The organism is Nocardiopsis sp. MG754419 (assembly GCF_018207095.1).
Classification (GTDB): domain Bacteria; phylum Actinomycetota; class Actinomycetes; order Streptosporangiales; family Streptosporangiaceae; genus Nocardiopsis.
Map to the genome: position 1 here is coordinate 25,526 of NZ_QOCZ01000028.1, position 21,612 is coordinate 47,137.

The window sequence follows — 21,612 nt, forward strand, 5'->3', positions numbered from 1 at the left end:
CTTCCCGCGATGCGAACGGCTAGGGTCAGGCGGCCTGGCCACCGTCCTTACCGTCGTCCTTAGGAGTCTCGGCCTCGGGCCCGGTGGCGTTCTCCTCCGCCTGGACCGTGCCTGCCGCCTCCTCCGCGCGCTTCTTCTTGGCCGCGTCCTTCTTCTTGCGCTCCTCGATCTCCACCTTGGTGTCGTCGTTGTAGGCGGCCAGGGCGGAGTCGATGTCGGTGTCCAGGGCGAGCTCGCCGCCCTTGATGTACAGACCGCGGTTGCAGAAGCGGCGCAGGTCCTTCTCGTTGTGCGAGACCAGGACCATGGTGCGCTCGTTGGCGAGCATCCGGTCGATGGCCTCGTAGCACTTGCGCTTGAAGGCCTTGTCCCCCACCGCGAGCACCTCGTCGACCAGCATGATCGGGTGCTCCAGCTGCGAGATGAGGGCGAAGCCCAGGCGCACCTTCATGCCGCTGGAGTAGTGCCGGACCGGCGTGTCGACGAACTTCGGCTTGATCTCGGCGAAGTCGACGATCTCGTCGAAGCGCTCGTCGATCTGCTGCTCGGTCATGCCGTGCAACGAGCCGACCAGGTACACGTTCTCGCGTCCGGTCAGGTTGTCGTTGAAGCCGGCCCGCAGCTCCAGCAGCGGCGCCACCTTGCCGTGCACGCTCACCTTGCCCTCGTCCGGGAGGAGCACACCGGCGATCATCTTGAGCAGCGTGGACTTACCGGTGCCGTTCTTGCCGACGATGCCGACGCAGTCGCCCTTGGCGATCTCGAAGGAGACGTCGCGCAGGGGCCAGAAGTCGTTCCCCTCGGCGTTGGGGTCGCGCTTGTTGCCGTGGATGAACATCTCACGCAGGCTGCGCTTGCGTCGGCGGTTCACCGCGAACTTCACACCGAGGTTCTTCGCCTCGATGACCGGGCCGCCGGAGACCGCGGCCTGATAGGTGGACGCCATCACAACTCCTTCAGAACTGACATCTCCAGACGGCGGAACGTCCAGTATCCGATGATCAGCATAAGAATCGAACCGACCACCGCAGAGGTCAACGCGAGGGCACTCGGCGTGAGTTCCTCGAATCCGGCGAACCATACCGTGCGGTGCATCTGGAAGATACCCATCAGCGGGTTGAGCTCGTAGATCGTCTTCGCCCACCCGGGCACGCCGTCCGCGTTGAGCACCAACGCGGCCGGGAACAGGATCGCCGATCCGTAGAACAGGAGTCGGGTCAGGATACGCGTCAGGCGTTCCACGTCACGGAGCAACACGTTGACCGAGGCGAGGAACAGGGTCACACCCAGTCCGAACACGAAGGTCAGGATGATGGCCAGCGGCAGCCAGACGAGCATGCCCTCCCAGGTGAACCGCCCGCCCATCGCGAAGACGAAGATCAGCAGGACCGGCCAGGTCAGCAGGTACTCGACGAACTTGGTGCCCACCGTGGCCATCGGGAAGATCTCCCGGGGCACCTTCATGGTGGTGATGAGTTTCGAGTGCGTGATCATCGCGCGCGGCGCCTCACTGAGGATGGCACCGAAGGTGGTCCAGGGCAGGATGCCCGCGACGAGGAAGAGGATGTAGCCACCGTAGGGCTTGGCCTCCTCGGGGATACCCCGATCCGCGTTGAGGACCATGCCGAAGACGAAGAAGTACACCAACGTCAGGGCGAGGGGTTCCAACATCGTCCAGGCGTATCCCAGCACGGACTGCTGGTACTTGACCTTCAGGTCGCGCCGGACCAGGAGGCCGACGACCTTCCGGTGCTCCCAGACGGCCAGCGTCCTTGACGCCACCGCCACCTCCAAGGTTTGAGATCGTCCGGTTCACGAAGTGCCGGACTGTCGCGTCCATGAACTCGCCTGCGCGCACCGGACCTTCGACACGGTCCCGCCCACACCCGAACCGGAACGGGGGGCTGTCCGGAAGGTCGGGGGATGTCACGGACCACGCCCGGCTCCACGTCCGAATCGATGGGAGGGAGGGACCGGTCACGCTCAACAGGCGTCCATAGGTTACCGCTGCATCGGACAGACCGTGCCAACCACGTGCCGTTCCACGCGCATCCGTCCCGGACCGTGCCGCGTCGGCTAGGGTCTGGCATCGATATCCCACCACAGGACGCGCTCTCGCCGGGGACGCCGCCGGGCCGTGAGAGCCCCGCGGCCCACCCCGCCCCTCGGGGTCCGAGCGGCCGGTGGGACCGCACCGCGGGCGTCCATCGAGGGTCGGGCGACGCAGAGGGTGAACACGGAGGAAGCATGTCCGCAGGTCCACGGGTGATCGCGGCGGTGCTGGCCGGTGGGGTCGGCGCGCGCATGGGCGCGCCCGCCCCCAAGCAGCTCCTGCCGTTGGCCGGTCGTCCCCTCATCGAACACGCCATCGCGGCGTTCGAGGCCAGTCCGGAGGTGGACGAGGTCGTCGTGTTGATGGTGGCCGAGTACGTCGGTCGGGTCGAGGACCTGGTCGCCGACGCCGGGTTCACCAAGGTGTCGAGGGTGCTGCCGGGCGGCGCGACGCGGACCGACACGTCCCGGGCGGCGCTGTCGGCGATGTCCGCCGCGGCCGACACCGACCTGGCGTTGCTGCACGACGCCGCCCGTCCCCTGGTGCGTCCTGCGACCGTCGCGGCGTGCGTCTCCGCCCTCGGCGAGGCGGGAGCGGTGGGGGTGGCGGTGCCGAGCGGGGACACCGTCGTGCGCGTGGCCGAGGGCCGCACCGGGGGTGAGGTGATCGCGGAGACCCCGGACCGGTCGACGCTGCGCCGGATGCAGACCCCGCAGGGCTTCCGGCTCGGCGTGGTGCGTCGCGCCTACGACCTGGCCATGGCCGACCCGGATCTGGTGGCCACCGACGACTGCGGGGTGGTGCTGCGGTACCTGCCCGAGGAAGAGGTGCGGATCGTGCCGGGCGAGGAGACCAACATCAAGGTGACCAACCCGGGTGACGTGGAGGTCGCCGAGACGTTGCTGCGGCGGATGCGCGCGCACGCGGCGCCGGCGGAGCGTCTGGTGCCGGGGGTGGCACCGTGAGCGGGATCTTCGAGGCCACCGAGGTGATCGGCCATCGGGGCGCGGGGCGCGGCGTGGTGGACGGCGCGCGGGAGAACACCCTGGCCTCGTTCGACCTGGCGGCCCGGACCGGCGCGGACTGGATCGAGATCGACGTGCGGCGCACACGCGACGACGCTCTGGTCCTCTACCACAACGCCGCCCTCGACGACGGACGCGCCATCGTCGACCTGCCGCTGGCGGAGTGTCGCGAGGCCGGGCTGGCGACGCTGGAGGAGGGACTCTCCGTCCTCCCGGACCACATCGGTCTGGACGTGGACGTCAAGACGGTGATGGAGGACGCGGTGGACGCACCGGCACGACGGACCGTGTCGCTGCTCCTTCCGCACCTGCGCCGCGAGGCCGAGCGCCGCCGGGTGTTCGTGTGCTCCTTCGACCCGGGGCTGCTCCTGACCGTGCGGGAGGGGGCGCCGGGGGCGCCGACGGCGTGGATGCCGTACGTGCGCAACCCGGCGGACTCCGCGATCCCCGGCGCCGTCGGTCTGGGCTGCCCGATCGTGGCGGTGGACGCCCGCGCCCTGGGGCTCGCCGACGAGGAGCCCCGCCCCGGGCGACGTTCCTTGGAGTACACGGTGGAGTCCGCGCACCGTGCCGGCCTGGAGATCCTGTCCTGGTGCCCGGACCCGGTGGACGCGGCGCGGTTCGCGGCGGCGGGGATGGACGCGGTGGTGGTGGACGACGTGCCCGGCGTGGTGACGGCGCTCAAGGGGACCCGCGCCGGCTGAGCCCGACCGCCGTACGGCTCTCACGCCTGCACGCCGATCCCCCTGTGAGGCCCCACACCGCATGGGTGTCCCGTGTGCGCACGGCTCCCCGGGTCAGGGGGGTGTGCGTTCGGGCGCCGTCGGACCGTGTTTGCCGAAAACCCAGGGAGGTGCCGTGGGTGGGATCGCGAGGAACGATCCCTCACGCCGGGGCCCGAGGGTTCCCGCCTCGCCTTGAGGCGCCCGAACAGGGGCCGGAGCGAGCACAACAGCGGAAGTCCCGAGAAAAGGAGACGCGCCTAGATCCGGTCCAGGAGTTCCGCCTTCTTGGTGCTGAACTCCTCGTCGGTGAGCAGCCCCTTGGCGTGCAGCCCACCGAGGCGTTCGATCTGCTCGAAGATCCAGGTCGTGTCGGCCGGCCGCGCGGACTCCGGAACGGCCGCCGGTTCCTCCGCGGGGGCCTCCAGGGCCTCGTATCCGCCGTCTCCGGCCTCGACGGGCACCTCCGCGCCCCCACCGTCCGCGGACGTTCCGAGGGCGACACGTCGGCCGCTCAGTGCCTCGACCGCGCCCCGGGCGGTCCGCTTCCACCACTCGGGGTCGTCGAGGGCGATAGCCGAGAGCCCAGCGCCCGCGGGCCCGAACGCCCGCCCGGCCGCGCTCTCCCGCGCCCAGATGTGGGCGGTGACGGTGGCGGCGAGCAGGAAGGCCTGGTGGATCTCGTTGCCCTCCTCCCCCGCGCGCAGCACGTTCAGGTCGTTCTTCGGCTTTGCGTCCACGGGACGCCCCCGCCCCACCACGCGGACGAAGCCCCAGCCCCAGTCGTCGACGGGCGCCCACTCCAGGCCGGTGATCTCGGCGAGGTCGAACTCACGGCGCTGTTTCTTCTTCTTGTAGCCGCTGGCGTATCCGCCGGACCACACGAGGGACAGGCGGTCCGACTCGAAGCGGGCCGTGCCCTCGGAGGTGAGCACGTGCAGAGGCGGGGAGGGGACCAGGTCGATCACACTGCGCGGGTCGGGCGCCTCCGCGCGCCCCGCGGCGAAGCGCAACTGGTCGGCCAGGTACTCGGCGACCAGTTCGCTCTTGGCGGGGCCGGTCAGGCGGAACGGCTGGTACTTGTCGTCGAGCATCGAGCCGACGGCCGCGAAGGGATCCATGCGTTCCCGCAGGCGCAGGTTGAGGACCCAGCCGTTCTTGTGGCCGACGCCGGGAAGGAAATCCACCTCCTGGACGGCCCCGACCGGCAACTCCAGGGAGCCCAGGAGCTTGAACAGCGGACTCTTGAACCAACCCTTGGTCTCGAAGCGGATGCGAACGGTCTCACTGTCGAACACCCATACGGCCTGATCCCCGCGCAATTCGTCCATGGCTCCCTTTCCGGCTCTCCTACCCTTCTTGCTAGCAGAACCGGAGCCGCGATGGGAGACCGTTTCCCTGGCCTTCGGGTCAGGAGCGGGCGCTCTGGGCGGTGCGCGAGTCGGCGCCCAGCCCGGGCGGGCTGGTGATGAAGCCGACGCCCCAGGACATGTGCATGGTGGCGAGCGCGACCGGGATGAGCGGCCAGGCCGCGGCTCCCAATCCACGGGTGAGCGGCACCGACGCGGCGGTGATCGCGGCCAGGTAGGCGGCGGGGACCAGCCACAGCGGCCAGAACAGGAAACCGCCGACGAGTCCGGCGACGATCCCGGCCACCGCCACCGGCGGGGCCAGGTAGCGCAGGTTGATGGTGCCCTTGTGCTGTCGGGCGACCACACGCCGCCACCGGCCGTAGTGGAAGTACTGCTTGGCCAGCAGGGAGACGTTGCGCCGCGGCCGGTAGGAGACGCGCATGCGCGGCTGGAACCAGACCGTGCCGCCGGTCGTGCGGATGCGGTGGTTCATCTCCCAGTCCTGCGCCCGCAGGAAGGCCTCGTCGTACCCGCCGACGCGCTCCAGGGCGGAGCGGCGGAACACACCGAGGTAGACGGTGTCGGCGGGACCGCCCTCGCCACCGGTGTGGAAGCGCGCGTTACCGACCCCGACCTTGGAGGTCATGGCGGCGGCCACGGCCCGCTCCCAGGGGGTGGTGCCCTCGGCGGCCATGATGCCGCCGACGTTATCCGCGCCGGTCTCGTCGAGGGTCTCCACGGCCACCCGCAGGTAGTCGGAGGGCATCATCGCGTGGCCGTCGATACGGGCGATGATGCCGTGCGAGGCCGCGCCGATGGCCGCGTTGAGGCCGGCGGGCGTCTTCCCGGTGGGGTTGTCCACCACCTTGACCCGGGGGTCGGCCGCGGCGAGACCGTCGGCGACCTCACGCGTGCGGTCGCCGGAGGGACCGACGCCCAGCACGACCTCCAACTCGCCCGGATACTCCTGGGCGAGGACGTGTTCCACCGCGGCGGCGAGGTGGCGTTCTTCGTTCAGAACGGGCATGACGACGGAGACAGGCGGCCAGGACACGGGCACTTCCCAGGATTCAAGACGTGTCGGAACTGCGCACCAAGGGTGTACGCGGGCTCAACCGTACTGCACGCGGGCCCACCGCTCATCCGTGTCACACGGGTGTGGAACCGCGTTCTGTGGGGCAGAAGGTTCCGAGACGTACGGGTCGTGGCGAACACTTCCGCTGTTCGACGCGTCCCACGCAAAGGGGAGAACAACACGCCGAGGGTTGACATCTCGCGCCCTTCGGCCGATCGGGTGACAACCTAGGTGACGAGGACACCGTGGAACGGTTGGGACGGGGATGTCGATGAGCGACGACGGCGCCGGACGGCACGGACCAGCGGGGGAGTTCCGTCGTGAACGCTCCTCACCCGTGCCACCCGACCGGTCACAGCGCAGCGGCCGGATCACCGTGCCGCGGGCCTCGATCCGGCGCCGCCGCAACGGCCTGCTGATGATGAGCGTTCTGTCGGTGCTGGTCCTGTTGGCCTCGGGCACCTCCTGGGCGATCACGGGGTGGATGTCGGGTTCGATCAACCGGTTCGACGTGTTCAGCGGTCTGTCCGACGACGACCGCCCCGAGGAGACCGGCGGCCTCACCTTTCTCGTCATCGGCTCCGACAGCCGCGGCGAGATGAGCACCGAGGACCAGAACGCGCTCAGCGTGGGTTCCACCGCCGGGCAGCGTTCCGACACGATCATGCTGGTGCGCCTCAACCACGAGCGCGACCACCTCACCGTGGTGGGCATCCCCCGTGACCTCTGGGTGGACATCCCGGGCGAGGGCGAGGACAAGGTCAACGCGGCCTACGCCTACGGCGGCCCGCAGCTCGCGGTGCAGACCGTGGAGTCCACGACCGGCGTGCGGATCGACCACTACGTCGAGGTGAACTTCAACGGCTTCGTGGACGTGGTGGACGCGCTGGAGGGGATCGAGGTGTGCCTGCCCGAGGCCATCGACGACCCGAAGGCGCACCTGCAGATGGAGGCCGGCACCCACGAGGTGGACGGGGCCGAGGCGCTCGCGTTCGCCCGCACCCGGGCCACCGCCCGGGGCGACCTGGACCGGATCGACCGTCAGCAGCAGGTGCTGTCGGCCATGTTCGACAAGGCGCTGAGCAGCCGGACGCTCTCCGACCCGGGCCGGCTCACCGCGTTCCTGGACAGCGCCCTCTCCTCGGTGACCGTGGACGACGGGCTCGACACCAGCACCATCAACGACCTCGCCTACCAGATGCGCGACGTGGACCCGGGCAACATCACCTTCGCCCAGGTCCCGATCGCGGACATGGAGCACTGGACGCCGCGTGGGGACGTGGCCCTGCTGTGGGACGAGCCCATGGCGCGGGAGATGTTCGCCTCCATCAACGCCGACCGGCCGCTCACCGAGCCCGAGCCCGAGGCCGCGGACGAGGAGGAGGACGCCGAGCTCACTCCGCACGACGTCCGGGTGCGCGTGTTCAACGGCACCGCCACCCCCGGTCTGGGCGCCCAGATGGACAACCGGTTCACTGAGGCCGGGTTCGACGTCACCGACGAGGCGGAGAACTGGACCGACCGGAGTCTGGCCCGCACCGAGGTGCGGTACGGCCCGCAGGACGAGGAACGGGCCGCCTACATGGCGGAGATGCTGCCGGGTTCGGAGACGGTCGAGGACCGGACCCTGGAGGGCGGTATCCAGGTGGTGATCGGCTTCAACCACACCACGTTCAACCCGCCCGCGTCGGTGGAGGAGGCACCGACGGAGGAACCGGAGGATCCGGCGGCGTCGGACGGGCCGGCCACCACGACCGCCCAAGAGAACATCTGCGCATAGCCTTGTGAGGAGAGAGGGGTCGGGAACGGCCCCTCGGGGAGGGGAAGACGTGCTCCGCCACCTGGTCGGACTACTCGCCGGAGTCGCACTGGCCCCCGTCCTGTGGGTCGGGATCGCCTGGTCGGCCGAGGAGTTCCCGCGGGCGACCCAGGGTGAGGTCGACGTCGCCTCGGTGTCCTCGGTGGTGGTGCTGTGTCTGGTGGGCGCCGTGGGCGCCTACCTGGTCGCCTCTCGCCGTTCACCCCTGGTCGCCGGCGCCGCCGGGCTCCTTCTGGCCGCCCTGTGCCTGTGGCCGATCCTCGCACCGGAATCGCTCGCCGTCGGGCTGAGCGCACTGAACGAGGAGAGCTTCCTGTACCCGGACGGCAACGGACTCGGGGTGGCGCTGCCCTTGGGTGTGCTGCTCCTGGGGTCGGCGACGCTGCCCGCTCGGTGGCGGGCGGCCGAGGACCTCGGACCGCTCCCGCGCGGTCGGGTGGTCGCGAGCGTGGACCGCGACGGGTACCGCTCGGCACCGGCCGAGGAGCCGCCTCCGATGGCCGAGCAGGGGCCCGGAGAACCGGTCGCACGGCCGTGGAACGACGGTGGCCCGGTGGGCGACACCATCCCGGAGGTTCCGCCGCCCTCCTCCCCGAGGCGTGAGTATGACGATCCGAACAAGACCACGACACCGTTCCATCGCGGGGAGGGCGGCGCGGTCTGGACCCCGGTGGACGACGAGCCCGGCCACACCCGGGCCTACGACGAACGGGGCCGCTGACCCCGGTCCACACCCGTCCCGACACCGTGTCGCCGTCATCGGTCCCCTCGTGTCCGGGCCCGAACACCCACCGGTAATGTGTGCGCCTGACTGTTCACGTGTTGTTGGATCCCGCGCCACACCCTGCCCCGTAGTGTGATGCCCCATCCCGGCATCACACGTCGGCCGAACCCATGTCCGCGATCCGCCCCCGTGCGGGATGCCGCCCGCCATGAACGGGAACATTCGGTACGAGGCGTGCGCGGAAGCAAGGAAGGAACACCAGTGGTCGAAGCGGAACGTATGCGGGTCTCCGTCATCGGGACCGGCTACCTCGGCGCCACCACGGCCGCCTGCCTGGCCGAGATGGGATTCGAGGTCCTGGGCCTCGACGTCGACGAGGCCAAGATCGACTTGCTCCGCTCCGGTCGGGTCCCCTTCTACGAACCGGGCCTGGACGAGCTGCTCGAGGCCAACCTGCGGTCGGGACGGCTGAGCTTCACCACGAGCTTCGCCGAGGCGGCGGGCTTCGCCGACCTGCACCTGATCTGCGTCGGCACCCCCCAGCGCGACGAGTCCGGCGCCGCCGACCTGAGCTACGTGAACTCGGCGGTGGACCACCTCGCCCCGCACCTGACCCGACCGACCGTGGTCGTGGGCCGTTCCACCGTGCCGGTGGGCACCGCCGCCACCCTCGCCGCCCGTCTCGCGGCCCTGGCCCCGGTGGGCGAGGAGGCCGAGCTCGGTTGGAGCCCGGAGTTCCTGCGCGAGGGTTTCGGGGTGGAGGACACCCTGCGCCCCAACCGCATCGTGATCGGCACCGACTCCCCCCGGGTCGAGAAGGCCGTGCGCGCGCTCTGGCAGCAGCCGGTGAACGAGGGCACCCCGTTCCTGGTCACCGACCTGCAGACCGCGGAGCTGGTCAAGGTGTCGGCCAACGCGTTCCTGGCCACGAAGATCTCCTTCATCAACGCGATGGCGGAGGTGTCCGAGGTGGCCGGCGCCGACGTCATCCAGCTCGCCGAGGCGCTGTCCTACGACGACCGGATCGGCGGCAAGTTCCTCGGGCCCGGCCTGGGGTTCGGCGGCGGTTGCCTGCCCAAGGACATCCGTGCCTTCATGGCCCGCGCCGACGAGCTGGGCGTGGAGCCCGCGCTGTCGTTCCTGCGCGAGGTGGACGCGATCAACCAGCGCCGTCGGGCGCGCACGATCGACATCGCCCGCCAGCTGATCGGCGGCAACTTCGCCGGACGCACCGTCACGGTCCTGGGTGCGGCGTTCAAGCCCAACTCCGACGACATCCGTGACTCGCCCGCGCTGGACGTGGCCTCGACCATCGCCTCGCTGGGCGCGCGGGTGACCGTGTACGACCCGCAGGCGCTGGAGCGGGCGCGTGAGGCCCACCCGCAGCTCAACTACGCCGACTCGATGCTGGAGGCCGCCCGCGACGCGGACGTGGTCCTGCTGCTGACCGAGTGGGCCGAGTTCCGTGAGGCCAACCCCGAGGAGCTGTCCGCGGTCGTGGCGCAGAAGCGGATCGTCGACGGCCGCAACGCGCTGGACCCGACGTACTGGCGCGCTTCGGGGTGGACCTACCGCGCCCTGGGTCGTCAGTAGCGCACACCCGAACGACGGCCGCTCCCTGCCCGGGGGCGGCCGTCGTGTCGTGTGCGGGCCCCCGCCACGGCTTACTACTCTCCGTGTTTTTCATGAGACCATGCGTGACTCATGTCCGAACGGAGTCCGATGTTCCTCGATCGTGCGGCGGCCACCACAGGTCTGGCCCTGCTGCTGAGCGCCTCTCCCGTCCTCGCCGGGGAGACCACGCCCCCACCGCCGACTGCGCCGTCCACCGGCGGAGCGCTGGGCACGCCGGTGACCGACGACGGCCCCGGGGCCCCCTCTCCGGTCGCCTTCCCCGGCCACGGGGTCGACGACCGGAGTCGGCACCACGCGGGGCACGAGGGTTTCGCGGCGGCCGACGGGCGCTCGACCCGGGATCTGCGGAGGCTGCCCGAGGGGTGGATGCGGGACCGCTTCGGCCCACTCCCCTGGGGCTTCGGGGCCTCGGCGGGGGCGCCGCGCGCCGAGCACGCCCCGCCGGGCGGGGCGCGACGGGTCGACGGCCACCACGGGGTGGTCGTGCCGGCCACCCCGCAGTGGGGTCCGATCGCCCCGTACTCCGTCTGACGGAACGGCGTGTCCGGTCTCCTCCCCGCGTCGGTCTCCTCAGGCCCCGTCACCCGGGACCGCGACCCGGGTCGCGGCGGTGTCCTCCCCTGGGTCGGCCTCGTGCGGGTCGGGGGCGGCGACTCCGGAGGGCAACCGGCGCAGGGTGACCAGCGCCGCGACCATCAGGGAGGCGAGCACCGCCGCGGCGGCGAGGGCAGCGATGTTGAGACCGTCCGTGTAGGCGAGGAAGGCCGCGTCCAACAGGGCCACGCCCTCCTCCACCGGCAGGTCGGGGGCGGCGGCCACGGCACCGGTGACGGTCTCCCCCGCCGGTCCGTCGACCCCCTCCATCCGTGAGCGGTAGATCCCGGTCGCGATCGTGCCGAGGACGGCGATGCTCAGGGCGCCGCCGAACTCGGCACTGGTCTCGGACACTCCGGCGGCGGCTCCGGCACGCTCGGGCGGCGCGGTGGCCAGGATGAGGGTGTTGGCCAGGGTGCCCACCATCCCCGCCCCGAGGCTGATCAGCCCGTAGGCGCCGATGAACATCGGCACCGGGGTCGCCGGCTCCACCAGGGCGATGAGAACGAACCCGAACGCCGCCACGGCCAGTCCGGTCGCCATGAGCGGAGCGGGTCGCACCCGTGGCGCGAGCAGGCTTCCCGCCGCGGCGCCGAGAGCCGTGGTGGCGAAGGTGGGCATCGCCCACAGCGCGGCGAACAGCGGGCTGAGTCCGTGCACGCTCTGGAGGAACGTGAAGGTCAGCAGTCCCATCCCGGCGGCGGCGAAGGACACCGCGGCGTTGCCGCCGACGGCGGTACTGAAGGCCGGACGGGCGAACAACGAGAGGTCGATGAGCGGGTGGGCGGCACGGCGCTGGCGGACCACGAACAGCCCGAGGAAGAGGCCGCCGAGCACCAGGGCGACCATCCCCTGGGGCTCGACGCCGTACTCCACGACGCGTTTGGCGGCGTAGACCAGACCGAGGACGGCCACCAGGGACGCCCCCGCCCCGGGCAGGTCGAACCCGGCGCCCCGCGGATCGCGTGACTCCGGAACCAGGAAGGGTGCGGTCAGGAGCAGCAGGGCCATGAGGGGCAGGTTGATGAGGAACACCGTTCCCCAGGGGAAGAACTCCAACAGCAGGCCGCCGAGGATGGGCCCGGCGACGGCCCCACCCGTGAACGCGACGGTCCAGGCGCCCACGGCCGCGGCCCGCTGCCGGGGGTCGGTGAACATCCCGCGGATCAGCGAGAGCGTGGAGGGTGCCAGGGTGGCGCCGGCCACCCCGAGCAGGACCCGGCCGGCGATGAACAGCTCACTGGAGGGGGCGAAGGCGAGCAGCGCGGAGGCGGTTCCGAAGAGCAGGGCCCCCGCGAGCAGCAGCCGACGACGGCCCAGACGGTCACCGAGGGAGCCCATGGTGACCAGGAGGCCGGCCAGCACGAAACCGTAGACGTCCATCATCCACAGCCACTGGGTGGCGGTGGGCTCCAGGTCGAGCGCGATGGCGGGCGCCGCGACGAAGAGCACGGACAGGTCCATGGCGACCAACAGTGCGGGGACCAGAAGGACGACCAGCCCGCCCCAGGTGCGGACGGTGGCGCGGCCGGAGGGTGGTGTACGCATGGCTTTATCGTACGTACGTCAAAATCAACTGTCAATATGTACGTCCGTCAAAGCGCTATAGGATGGGCCCATGAGTCAACGCGAGGACCTCCTGGCCGGCGCCAAGACGTGCCTGGTCGAGAAGGGCTACAACAAGACCACGGCGCGGGACATCGCCGCCGCCTCCGGCGCCCACCTCGCCTCCATCGGCTACCACTTCGGGTCGAAGGACAACCTGATGAACGCCGCCCTGGTCGAGGCCACCGGCGAATGGGGCGACACTCTGGCGGCCGCCATCGAGCAGGCCGGGGCCACGACCGCGGAGAACCGGACCCGGCGACTGCTCACCGCACTGTTCGCCACCCTCCCCGAACACCGGGACCTCATGGTGGCGAGCGTGCAGGCGTTCGCGCACGCGCAGTTCGACGACGGGCTGCGCGCCACCCTGGCGGAGGGGATCATCGGCAGTCGGCGGGAGCTCAGCGCCCTGATCCTCGGCGTCCCCCTCGACGAGGTCGACGAGGCCACCGTCGCGGGCCTGGGTTCCATGGTCTACAACCTCGTCGGCGGCTACGTGCTCCAGCACCTGGTGGCGCCCGACGCCCTGCCCACCGTGGACCAGGCGGTGGAGGGGCTCCGCGCGCTCCTGCCCCCGAAGGACTGACCCCGGACACGCCGTGGTCCCGCCACCCCAGGGGCGGCGGGACCACGGACGGGGGTCGCGTGTTCGGTGGACCGGGCCCCTCGTCAGCGGTGCACCGGCGGTGCGGCGACGCAGCGCGGCCGAGGCCCCGAACGATCGCGACCTAGCGGCCGAACCCGGCGGGTTTCCCGCCCTCGGCGACCTCACGACGCAACCGCTCGCCCTTGGCGTACGCCTGGGACTTGAGCTCCTCCTGGAAACGGGTCATCCGCTCGGCGAGGCGAGGGTCGTGCGCCGCCAACTGACGCACCGCCAGCAGACCGGCGTTGCGGGCCGCGCCCACCGCCACCGTCGCGACCGGCACCCCCGCGGGCATCTGCACGATGGACAGCAGCGAGTCCATCCCGTCCAGGTACTTGAGCGGCACCGGCACACCGATCACCGGAAGCGTGGTGACCGACGCCAGCATGCCCGGGAGATGCGCGGCGCCACCGGCGCCGGCGATGATGGCCTTCAGGCCACGCCCGGCCGCCTCGGCGCCGTAGGAGATCATCTCGTGCGGCATACGGTGCGCCGAGACCACGTCGGCCTCGAACGGCACGTCGAACTCGCGCAGGGCCTCGGCCGCCTCGCGCATCACCGGCCAGTCCGAGTCCGACCCCATCACGATGCCCACCAGGGGCCCACCATCGGTCACTTGTCGTCTCCTCGCAGGTAGTCGGCGGCGTCCCGGGCGCGCTCCAGCAGGTCCCGGTGATCGTCGCCCATCACGGTGACGTGCCCGATCTTGCGGCCCGGACGCACGTCCTTGCCGTAGAAGTGCACCTTCACCTCGGGGTCCTTGGCCATGACGTGCAGGTACCGACGGTAGACCTCGGGGTCCTCGCCGCCCAGCAGGTTCGCCATGACGGTGTAGGGGGCGTTGGTGCGCGGCGATCCCAACGGCAGGTCGAGCACGGCGCGCAGGTGCTGCTCGAACTGGGACGTGCGGGCACCCTCGATGCTCCAGTGACCCGAGTTGTGCGGACGCATGGCCAGTTCGTTGATGACCACCCCGCCCTCGGTCTCGAACAGCTCGACCGCGAGCACACCGGTGACGTCCAGCGCGTGCGCGATCTCGATGGCGAGCTCCTGGGCCCGGGTGGCCTTCTCCTCGTCCAGTCCGGGCGCGGGGGCGATGACCTCGTGGCAGATCCCGCCGCGCTGGACCGTCTCCACCACGGGGTAGACGGCGACCTGACCGTGCGGGGACCGGGCCACCTGCACGGCGAGTTCGCGGGAGAAGTCGACCTTCTCCTCGACCAGCAGCGGCACCTCCTCCGCCGCTGCCCGCGCCACGACCTCGCGGGCCTCCTCCGGGCCGCCCACGACCCACACGCCCTTGCCGTCGTAGCCCCCGCGCGCGGCCTTGAGCACGACCGGCCATCCGGTGTCCTCGGCGAAGGCGGTGACGTGCTCCAGGGTGGTCACCGCCCGCCAGCGCGGCGAGGGGGCGCCCAGCTCGGCCATGCGCGTGCGCATGCGCAGCTTGTCCTGGGCGAAGCGCAGGGCGTCACGCCCCGGGCGCAGCAGACCGCCGGCCTCCTCCACGGCGCGCAGGACCGGTTCGGGCACGTGTTCGTGGTCGAAGGTGACGACGTCGTGCGCCTTGGCGAACGCCAGGACGTCGTCGAGACCGCGGTCGTCACCGAGGGTGACGTCTCCGCAGACCAGGGCCGCGCTGTCGGTGGGGCTCGCGGCCAGCACCGAGAAGTCCACCCCGAGACCGATACCGGCCTGGTGCGTCATCCGGGAGAGTTGGCCTCCGCCCACCATTCCCACGCGGGGAATGATGCGGTTACGCTCGCTCACAGTTCCTCAACTCAATGCTCGTCAACCGCGGATGCGGGGCGGCCCCGCACACGGCGGAACCTGGCCGTTCGGCTCGGAACCCGCGGCCGGGGTCTTCCTCACAGTCCCCGGCTAGAGTCTAGGGCGTGCGGGCCGGCCACCCGAGGCCCGCTCCCCCGCCCGGCCGCACCCCCTCAGGACTGGAGGCGCATCCCGTGCGCGAGTTCCTCGCCCGGCACCCCCGCGTCGCCGGGCTCGCCGCCGAGGTGGGCAAGTTCGGTTCCGTGGGGGCCGTCGCCTACGTGGTGCAGGTGGCCGTCACCAACCTCGTGTGGGCCGTCACCGACGTGTCCCTGCTGGTCGGTCAGATGATCGGCGCCTCCTGCGCGATCGCGGTGGCGTTCGTCGGGAACCGCTTCTGGACCTTCGCGGACCGGGCCCGGACCGGCTACGGCCGGGAGACCTTCCTCTTCCTGGTCATGAACGGGGTGGGCATGCTCATCCAGGTGGGCTGTCTGGGCTTCGCCGTGTACGTGCTGGGCCTGGAGGGACGTCTGGCGAGCAACATCGCCGGCAACGTCGTGGGGGTGGGTCTGGGGACGCTGTTCCGGTTCTTCTCCTACCGGGCGTGGGTCTTTCCGACCCGGCCGGACGAGGGCGAGGAACACGCCCCGGCCCGATCGGAGGACACCGTCACCGATCCGGTCGATCGGCCCGAGCACAGCGGCAACACCTGATCCGGGGGCGTCGCGGGGCCACGGTCGGGACGGGTCCTCGGGTGACCGGACGCGGCGTGGTGCGGGGTCCGGACACGCTCCGTCAGGAACGCACAGGACTGCGGCGCAGCACGCCCCTGCGGGAGGCGACGCGCGCGACCAGGAAGGTGTACAGCCCGACCTGGACCGTGGTGACGACGAGCGTGAGCGGTGTGTCGGTGCCCATCGGCAGCCCGGCACCGAGGACGATCCCGGTGCCCACCTCCGAGAGCCGTCCCTCCAGCACGCATCGCGTGAACTGGAACAGGCTGTTGACCATGTGCAGGCCGATCGCGGCCTCCAGTCCGCCGGTCCGCCAGGTCACCCACGCCATGCCCAGACCCAACACCACCAGGGACGCCGTGGTCCACAGCTGGCCGGGATGGGTGGCGCCGAACAGGGCGGCGAACAGCGTGCCCCCGGCCAGGATCGCCGGCCACGGCGATCGCATCACGCGGGAGAAGGCGCTCCGGCCGTCGGACGAGCCCAGGGACCCCACGAGCTGCATCACGAGCCCGCGCATGGTCAGTTCCTCGGCCGCCGACTGCAACGGCACCAGCAGGACGATGACCGTCATGGCCGCGAGCAGGACCTGGATCCCACCGCGGGTCCCGGCGGGTTCGGCCTCGACCGCGGCCGTGGCCGCGGCGGCGCCGGGCAACAACGGCACCAGGAGTGCGCACAGTAACGCCAGCGCCAGGGCGATCAGCAGGCAGCCGCCCAACCAGCGCCAGCGCACGCGGCCGGTCACCGAGACCAGCGAGCCGGTCCGGCGCCACTGCACCACCCGGGTCACGAAGAACGCCAGGGGTGTGAGCAGGGCTATCGACGCCAGCCCGAAGGCGAGCCCGGCGACCTCCCCCAGCCGGACCGAGTCCAGCGCCAGGCCACTGCCGCCCAGGATGGCGACGATGGTCATCACGACCATCACTCCGACCCACAGGAAGAACAGCAGCACCGCGAACACCGTCACCGCCAGCAGCGGCACCCACCAGCGATACAGTGGCGTGTGGGCCAGCCTGTGATAGGACTCACCCTCGGGGATCTCCGAGCGGGCGAACTCGTTCGTGCGCACCGGGCGCGGCGGCGGCCAGGCCCACACGGAAGGGGCCGGAGTCAACGCCGGATGCCCTCCGGGCGGGGTCTGCCTCGCACCCCCGGGAGGCCACGCCCAGGTCTGTTCCTGGGGCTGTTCGAGGCCACCGGAAGCCCGCCCCTCCGGCCCTTCGGGCGCGGCGGGCCAGGACGAACCAGGCGGTGGCGGCACATTTCCCATGGTGCGCCGAGACTACTATCCGGCCGTGTATTGCCTGCGTTAAGGCCACGCCGTTATCACCTGATCACAGTACGAATCCACCCGAAACCGAACCGCGCCGCCATCGGAATAGCGGGGCGCCGCCCGCCTGTTGAACCGAGTGGACCTGGGGGCGACACCATCAGGTCTCACACCCCGTCCTCTGACCTACGATTGGGCACATGTCCTCCACACCAACCACCGAGCAGGTACAAGCAGCCCTCGCCACGGTGCAAGACCCGGAGATCCACCGTCCCATCACCGACCTCGGCATGGTCAAGAGCGTCGACATCGCCGACGACGGTGCCGTGGGCGTCGGCATCTATCTCACGGTGGCCGGTTGCCCGATGAAGGGTCGCATCGAGAAGGACGTGACGGAAGCGGTGACCAAGGTCGCCGGTGTCACCTCCGTCAAGGTCGAACTCGACGTGATGAGCGAGGAGCAGCGTAAGGACCTCCAGACCAAGCTGCGCGGCGGGCAGGCCGAGAAGGAGATCCCCTTCGCCAAGCCCAGTTCGCTCACCAAGGTCTACGCCGTCGCCTCCGGCAAGGGCGGCGTCGGCAAGTCCTCCGTCACCGTCAACCTGGCCGCGGCGCTCGCCGCCGAGGGCCACAAGGTCGGTGTGGTCGACGCCGACATCTACGGGCACTCCGTGCCGCGCATGCTGGGCGCGTCGGACTTCCCGACCAAGGTGGAGGACATGATCCTCCCGCCCACGGCACACGGCATCAAGGTCATCTCGGTGGGCATGTTCACCGAGGGCAACACCCCGGTCGTGTGGCGCGGACCCATGCTGCACCGCGCCCTCCAGCAGTTCCTCTCCGACGTCTTCTGGGGCGACCTGGACGTCCTGCTGATGGACCTGCCGCCGGGGACCGGCGACATCGCGATCTCCGTCGCGCAGATGCTGCCCGGCGCCGAGCTTCTGGTGGTCACCACCCCGCAGCAGGCCGCCGCCGAGGTCGCCGAACGCGCCGGTGCCATCACCGCGCAGACGCACCAGCGCATCGCCGGTGTCATCGAGAACATGTCGTACTACCAGCCCACCCCGGACGCCGAGCCGGTGTACCTGTTCGGTCAGGGCGGTGGCCAGAAGGTCGCCGACGCCCTCACCAAGACCCTCGGCGCGGAGATCCCGCTGCTGGGTCAGGTGCCGCTGGACACCCGTCTGCGCGAAGGCGGCGACGAGGGTCGGCCACTGGTCCTGACCACGCCCGACTCGGAGGCCGGCCAGGTGATCACCACGATCGCCGAGAAGTTGGTCGCCAAGCCGCGTGGGCTGGCCGGGATGCAGCTGGGCATCTCCCCCGCCGGTCGCTAGAGGTTCTCGCCGGGGGTCTGCGCCGCGCTTCGGCCGGTGTGCGGGCGCCCCGGTGGTCGACGACCTCCGGATCCGGTGGAGGACGGACGTACGGCCCCCCGGTCACCCGACCGGGGGGCCGCCGTGTGTCCGGAGTCGGACCGGGACCGTCGGGTGCGGCGCCGCGCTCAACGGTCCTGGGACTCCAGGACCGCGTGGACAGTGAGAGGCCGCACCGCGGCGCCGTTCCAGCGCCAGCTCCAGTCCCAGTAGACGGTGAGCCGTTCGACGAGGGCGAGACCACTGTGCGCGGAGACCCGCTCCAACCGCGGATAGGTGAGGTGGGGCGGGTCCGGCGGCCCGTCGTCGATGACCAGCAGGTGAGGGAGCCAGGCCCGGCCTCTATCGAGGACGACGCGGACGGTGCCTCCGGGCTCGCCCGAGCGGGAGTGGTGGTGGGCGTTGCGGACGAGCGCGAGGGCGACCTTGGCCAGCCGGTGTCCGTCCATCCCGGGAAGGGCGCGCAGGCACCACGTGATCAATGGCCGGTATTCTTGTTCAGCACCGAGCACAATGCCTGTTTTGCTCTGATCTGCGAATCTTATTCTTCTCGGGTATCGCACCTCTGCGACCCGGGATTCCGGGACGATATTCCGCATTCGCCTCACCTGCACCTTGGAGTTCGCGGTGGGGCGGAGTCCCGGATGCGCCGCATCGGCCCTCAGTGCGCCCTCGTGACCACCGGCCACGCGCACGGACCTCGTGTGCCAGGGTTTCCCATAGTGCGTGCGGATTCCGACGCATTCAACGGCTTTACAGATTGCGACGACAATTCAACCGGAAGAGCACACGGACGCCGGGCGGACCTGTAAAGTTCTGTACATGCCCGAGACCCCCCAACCCGCGTGGACCTCTTTCGGGAAGCATCTCCGCAGGCTTCGCGGCCAGCGCGGCATCACGATCGACACCATGTCCACTCTGACCGGATATGGATCATCGACCATCAGTAAGTACGAGAATGCTTACCGATCCCCGAAAAGATCATTCATCGACAAGGCCGAAAACGTTCTTCACTCCGACGGCGAACTCGTCCGCAGTTGGGAGGACGCCAAGCGCTCCGAACTCGACCCCGACTGGCACCGCCGCGTCGTCAACGGCGAGGAGCAGGCGACCGAGATCAAGATGTGGAGCCCGCTCCTGGTCCCCGGCCCCCTCCAGACCCGGGGGTACGCCTACCGGGTCTTCCGTGACGGCGGCCCCCTGGACTCGGAGGAGGAGGTGCAGCGCCTGGTCGACCTGCGGGTCGACCGGTTGGAGACCCTCCGGGCGAAGAACGACCCCCGGCTGCTCTCGATCATCTCCGAAGCGGTCATCCGCACCGTGGTCGGTTCACCGGCCGTCATGCGGGAGCAGTTGGAGCACCTTCTGGAACTCGACGCCGGCGGCGTCGTGAGGATCCTCGTACTACCCCTGAGCACCCCCTTCCACGGAGGTTCCTCGGGTCCTTTTCGTCTGCTGTCGTTCAAGGACCGGGCCACGGTGGTCGAGGTGGAACACGCCTCGGGCGGGGAACTGCTCAACGGCGGCACGGTCACCCGCCTGGTGGCCGTGTACGGGGAGCTGCAGACGTGGGCGGTGCCCCCTGTGGCCTCCCGTGACCTGATAGCGAAAGCCTTAGGAGGCCTCAGTGAATGACCGTTCGACCGGTGCGTGGCACACGTCCAGCCACAGCGGTGCCCGGGGCGACTGTGTCGAGGTGAGCGAGGGCGGCGTCACCGGCATCAGGGACACCCGGCACCGGGACCACGGCCATCTGGAGGTCGGGGCCTTCGAGTGGACCGCACTACTGGAGACGCTCGCACCCCGGCGCTGACCCCGCCGAAGAACGCCCCCGGCCCGGGCACCGCCTTGTGAGTCACGGGGGTGTTCCCAAGACCGGCAGACCCGGAGCCGGGGGCGTGCTCCTTACTCGTCCGGCCCCAACGTCACCGTCACCTCGGCGCGCTCTCCGTCGCGCTCGTATTCGACCTCGACCTCGTCGCCGGGGCTCTTGTCGCGCACCATGGCCTGCAGCTCACCACCGGAGTTGACCCGGCGCCCGTCGAAGGACACGATGACGTCCCCGGGCTCCAGGCCGGCCTGGTCGGCGGCCCCGCCGGCCTCGACGGCGTCCGGATCGTCGGCGATCGCCGCGCCCACGACCGTGCTCTCGTGGTCGTAGGCGACCCCCAGGTCGGCGTAGGCCGTGGACTCCTCGCCATGGTCGATCATCCGGTTGATGACCGTCTCCGCCTCGGTGGAGGGGATCGCGAAGCCCAGGCCGATGCTGCCGACCGGTTGGTCGCCGAACGGACCGCCGCCCATGCTGTAGATCATCGAGTTCACCCCGATGACGCGCCCCTGGAGGTCGACCAGCGGACCGCCGGAGTTGCCGGGGTTGATCGCCGCGTCCGTCTGGATCGCGAAGAACTGGGTGTCGCCGCCGTCCGGGCTCACCGGGCGGTCCAGCGCGCTGATGATGCCCTGGGTGACGGTGCCCGCCAGACCGAGCGGGGCACCGATCGCGATGACCTCGTCTCCGACGATCGCCTCCTCGGAGTCACCGAACTCCAGGGCGTCGACCTCACTGGGCTCGTCCAGTTCGAGGACCGACAGGTCGGAGCTGGGGTCGGAGCCCACTACCTCCGCGCCGCTGCTACTGCCGTCGCTGTACTCGATGATGATCCCCTCCCCCTCCAGCTCGGAGGAGACGTGGTCGTTGGTGACCACGTAGTCGCCCTCGATGACGAACCCGGACCCGCCGCCGGCGATCCTCGGGTCGGCACTGCGCAGCGACACCACGCTGGGGCTGACCCGCTGGGCCACACCGGCCACCGATTCCGGGTCGCGCTCGGGCGCCTCGGGAGGTGGTTCGTTGATGTCCGGCCCCTGCTGGTCGGGGTGGTCCGCCCCTGCCGAGCCGCCGGCGGAGGTGACCATCGTGCCGACCGCGCCACCGGCGCCGCCGGCGATCAGGGCGGCCGCGAGCATGCCGCTCAGCGCCATCCACGCGGGGACCCCGCGCTTGGTGCGCCGGGGTTCGGCGGCCGGGTACGCCTGCTGCGGGGCGCCCGGGGGCACCGCGAAGTGTCCGGTACCGGCGGAGGCCTGCGGCCCGCCGACGCTCTGGGGGTGCCCCGTCGTCACACCGGGGTTCTGGTACCACCCGGGCCCCTGGCCTTGGCCCTGGGGCCGACCGGGGTTCGGGAGGGGCCCGCCCGCAG

21 protein-coding genes are annotated in these 21,612 nt (G+C 70.7%); 11 read left to right on the forward strand and 10 right to left on the reverse strand.

All coding sequences use genetic code 11. The annotated features are described in order from the left end of the window. Nucleotides 1-25: 25 nt before the first annotated feature. Complete coding sequence (locus tag DSY14_RS08310) at nt 26-946, reverse strand: ABC transporter ATP-binding protein (protein ID WP_211715894.1); 921 nt, start codon at nt 944-946, stop codon at nt 26-28. Beyond that, nucleotides 946-1,794, reverse strand: a complete 849-nt coding sequence (locus DSY14_RS08315) for an ABC transporter permease (RefSeq protein ID WP_211715895.1) — start codon at nt 1,792-1,794, stop codon at nt 946-948. Before DSY14_RS08315 ends, DSY14_RS08310 begins: the two co-directional genes overlap by 1 nt. A gap of 453 nt (nt 1,795-2,247) precedes the next feature. Between DSY14_RS08315 and DSY14_RS08320 the strand changes: the two genes are divergently transcribed. Next, nucleotides 2,248-3,018: a 2-C-methyl-D-erythritol 4-phosphate cytidylyltransferase gene (locus DSY14_RS08320; RefSeq protein WP_211715896.1), complete on the forward strand. Its 771-nt coding sequence runs from the start codon at nt 2,248-2,250 to the stop codon at nt 3,016-3,018. Continuing rightward, nucleotides 3,015-3,782, forward strand: coding sequence for a glycerophosphodiester phosphodiesterase (locus DSY14_RS08325; RefSeq protein WP_211715897.1), 768 nt, complete (start codon nt 3,015-3,017; stop codon nt 3,780-3,782). The genes DSY14_RS08320 and DSY14_RS08325 overlap by 4 nt, the downstream gene beginning before the upstream one ends. Before the next feature lie 278 nt (nt 3,783-4,060). On the opposite strand, the gene DSY14_RS08330 is transcribed toward DSY14_RS08325, so the two are convergent. Beyond that, nucleotides 4,061-5,131 carry a DUF4429 domain-containing protein gene (locus DSY14_RS08330; RefSeq protein WP_211715898.1) on the reverse strand — a complete coding sequence of 357 codons (1,071 nt, stop codon included), beginning with the start codon at nt 5,129-5,131 and terminating at the stop codon, nt 4,061-4,063. Nucleotides 5,132-5,210: 79 nt separating this feature from the next. Further along, nucleotides 5,211-6,206: a glycosyltransferase family 2 protein gene (locus DSY14_RS08335; RefSeq protein WP_211715899.1), complete on the reverse strand. Its 996-nt coding sequence runs from the start codon at nt 6,204-6,206 to the stop codon at nt 5,211-5,213. A gap of 292 nt (nt 6,207-6,498) precedes the next feature. On the opposite strand from DSY14_RS08335, the gene DSY14_RS08340 reads away from it, so the two are divergent. The 4 genes from DSY14_RS08340 to DSY14_RS08355 all read left to right on the forward strand — a co-directional run bounded on the left by DSY14_RS08340 (nt 6,499) and on the right by DSY14_RS08355 (nt 10,936). After that, a complete protein-coding gene (locus tag DSY14_RS08340) occupies nt 6,499-8,007 on the forward strand; it encodes an LCP family protein (RefSeq protein WP_211715900.1) in 1,509 nt (502 codons plus the stop codon). A gap of 49 nt (nt 8,008-8,056) precedes the next feature. Beyond that, entirely contained in the window at nt 8,057-8,767 is a 711-nt protein-coding gene (locus DSY14_RS08345; protein ID WP_211715901.1) for a YIP1 family protein, read from the forward strand. A 264-nt stretch (nt 8,768-9,031) separates the two neighbouring features. Continuing rightward, the gene (locus DSY14_RS08350) at nt 9,032-10,363 is read left to right on the forward strand and encodes a UDP-glucose/GDP-mannose dehydrogenase family protein (RefSeq protein WP_211715902.1); all 1,332 of its coding nucleotides are present in this window, start codon (nt 9,032-9,034) and stop codon (nt 10,361-10,363) included. 111 nt (nt 10,364-10,474) lie between these two features. Continuing rightward, a complete protein-coding gene (locus DSY14_RS08355) occupies nt 10,475-10,936 on the forward strand; it encodes a hypothetical protein (RefSeq protein WP_211715903.1) in 462 nt (153 codons plus the stop codon). Nucleotides 10,937-10,975: 39 nt separating this feature from the next. On the opposite strand, the gene DSY14_RS08360 is transcribed toward DSY14_RS08355, so the two are convergent. Next, complete coding sequence (locus tag DSY14_RS08360) at nt 10,976-12,547, reverse strand: MFS transporter (protein WP_211715904.1); 1,572 nt, start codon at nt 12,545-12,547, stop codon at nt 10,976-10,978. Nucleotides 12,548-12,617: 70 nt separating this feature from the next. On the opposite strand from DSY14_RS08360, the gene DSY14_RS08365 reads away from it, so the two are divergent. After that, on the forward strand, nt 12,618-13,190 hold the full coding sequence (locus DSY14_RS08365; protein ID WP_211715905.1) for a TetR/AcrR family transcriptional regulator: 573 nt from the start codon (nt 12,618-12,620) through the stop codon (nt 13,188-13,190). Between the two features lie 142 nt (nt 13,191-13,332). Here the strand turns inward: DSY14_RS08365 and purE are convergent, their stop codons facing one another. Both purE and DSY14_RS08375 read right to left on the reverse strand, forming a co-directional pair. Continuing rightward, nucleotides 13,333-13,833: a 5-(carboxyamino)imidazole ribonucleotide mutase gene (gene purE, locus DSY14_RS08370; RefSeq protein ID WP_249187533.1), complete on the reverse strand. Its 501-nt coding sequence runs from the start codon at nt 13,831-13,833 to the stop codon at nt 13,333-13,335. A 29-nt stretch (nt 13,834-13,862) separates the two neighbouring features. Next, the gene (locus tag DSY14_RS08375) at nt 13,863-15,020 is read right to left on the reverse strand and encodes a 5-(carboxyamino)imidazole ribonucleotide synthase (RefSeq protein ID WP_211715907.1); all 1,158 of its coding nucleotides are present in this window, start codon (nt 15,018-15,020) and stop codon (nt 13,863-13,865) included. A 194-nt stretch (nt 15,021-15,214) separates the two neighbouring features. Here DSY14_RS08375 and DSY14_RS08380 point away from each other — a divergent pair, with 194 nt between their 5' ends. Then, nucleotides 15,215-15,736, forward strand: a complete 522-nt coding sequence (locus DSY14_RS08380; RefSeq protein ID WP_211715908.1) for a GtrA family protein — start codon at nt 15,215-15,217, stop codon at nt 15,734-15,736. An 82-nt stretch (nt 15,737-15,818) separates the two neighbouring features. Here DSY14_RS08380 and DSY14_RS08385 read toward each other — a convergent pair whose 3' ends face one another. Further along, entirely contained in the window at nt 15,819-16,829 is a 1,011-nt protein-coding gene (locus DSY14_RS08385; protein ID WP_307851165.1) for a CPBP family intramembrane glutamic endopeptidase, read from the reverse strand. 401 nt (nt 16,830-17,230) lie between these two features. Between DSY14_RS08385 and DSY14_RS08390 the strand changes: the two genes are divergently transcribed. Then, on the forward strand, nt 17,231-18,370 hold the full coding sequence (locus DSY14_RS08390) for an Mrp/NBP35 family ATP-binding protein (RefSeq protein ID WP_211715910.1): 1,140 nt from the start codon (nt 17,231-17,233) through the stop codon (nt 18,368-18,370). Nucleotides 18,371-18,537: 167 nt separating this feature from the next. Here DSY14_RS08390 and DSY14_RS08395 read toward each other — a convergent pair whose 3' ends face one another. After that, nucleotides 18,538-18,891, reverse strand: a complete 354-nt coding sequence (locus DSY14_RS08395) for an ATP-binding protein (protein ID WP_211715911.1) — start codon at nt 18,889-18,891, stop codon at nt 18,538-18,540. Nucleotides 18,892-19,231: 340 nt separating this feature from the next. Between DSY14_RS08395 and DSY14_RS08400 the strand changes: the two genes are divergently transcribed. Together DSY14_RS08400 and DSY14_RS08405 are read left to right on the forward strand one after the other, a co-directional pair. Then, a complete protein-coding gene (locus tag DSY14_RS08400) occupies nt 19,232-20,044 on the forward strand; it encodes a helix-turn-helix transcriptional regulator (protein ID WP_211715912.1) in 813 nt (270 codons plus the stop codon). After that, entirely contained in the window at nt 20,037-20,222 is a 186-nt protein-coding gene (locus tag DSY14_RS08405) for a DUF397 domain-containing protein (protein ID WP_211715913.1), read from the forward strand. The genes DSY14_RS08400 and DSY14_RS08405 overlap by 8 nt, the downstream gene beginning before the upstream one ends. A 92-nt stretch (nt 20,223-20,314) precedes the next feature. On the opposite strand, the gene DSY14_RS08410 is transcribed toward DSY14_RS08405, so the two are convergent. Further along, entirely contained in the window at nt 20,315-21,379 is a 1,065-nt protein-coding gene (locus DSY14_RS08410) for a trypsin-like peptidase domain-containing protein (protein ID WP_211715917.1), read from the reverse strand. Between the last annotated feature and the right edge of the window lie 233 nt (nt 21,380-21,612).

Coding starts and splice junctions, on each gene's coding strand:
- DSY14_RS08310 (WP_211715894.1), bottom strand. CDS start 946: ATGGCGTCCACCTATCAGGCCGCGGTCTCCGGCGGCCCGGTCATCGAG.
- DSY14_RS08320 (WP_211715896.1), top strand. CDS start 2,248: ATGTCCGCAGGTCCACGGGTGATCGCGGCGGTGCTGGCCGGTGGGGTC.
- DSY14_RS08330 (WP_211715898.1), bottom strand. CDS start 5,131: ATGGACGAATTGCGCGGGGATCAGGCCGTATGGGTGTTCGACAGTGAG.
- DSY14_RS08340 (WP_211715900.1), top strand. CDS start 6,499: ATGAGCGACGACGGCGCCGGACGGCACGGACCAGCGGGGGAGTTCCGT.
- DSY14_RS08355 (WP_211715903.1), top strand. CDS start 10,475: ATGTCCGAACGGAGTCCGATGTTCCTCGATCGTGCGGCGGCCACCACA.
- DSY14_RS08360 (WP_211715904.1), bottom strand. CDS start 12,547: ATGCGTACACCACCCTCCGGCCGCGCCACCGTCCGCACCTGGGGCGGG.
- DSY14_RS08365 (WP_211715905.1), top strand. CDS start 12,618: ATGAGTCAACGCGAGGACCTCCTGGCCGGCGCCAAGACGTGCCTGGTC.
- purE (WP_249187533.1), bottom strand. CDS start 13,833: ATGGGGTCGGACTCGGACTGGCCGGTGATGCGCGAGGCGGCCGAGGCC.
- DSY14_RS08390 (WP_211715910.1), top strand. CDS start 17,231: ATGTCCTCCACACCAACCACCGAGCAGGTACAAGCAGCCCTCGCCACG.
- DSY14_RS08400 (WP_211715912.1), top strand. CDS start 19,232: ATGCCCGAGACCCCCCAACCCGCGTGGACCTCTTTCGGGAAGCATCTC.
- DSY14_RS08410 (WP_211715917.1), bottom strand. CDS start 21,379: ATGCTCGCGGCCGCCCTGATCGCCGGCGGCGCCGGTGGCGCGGTCGGC.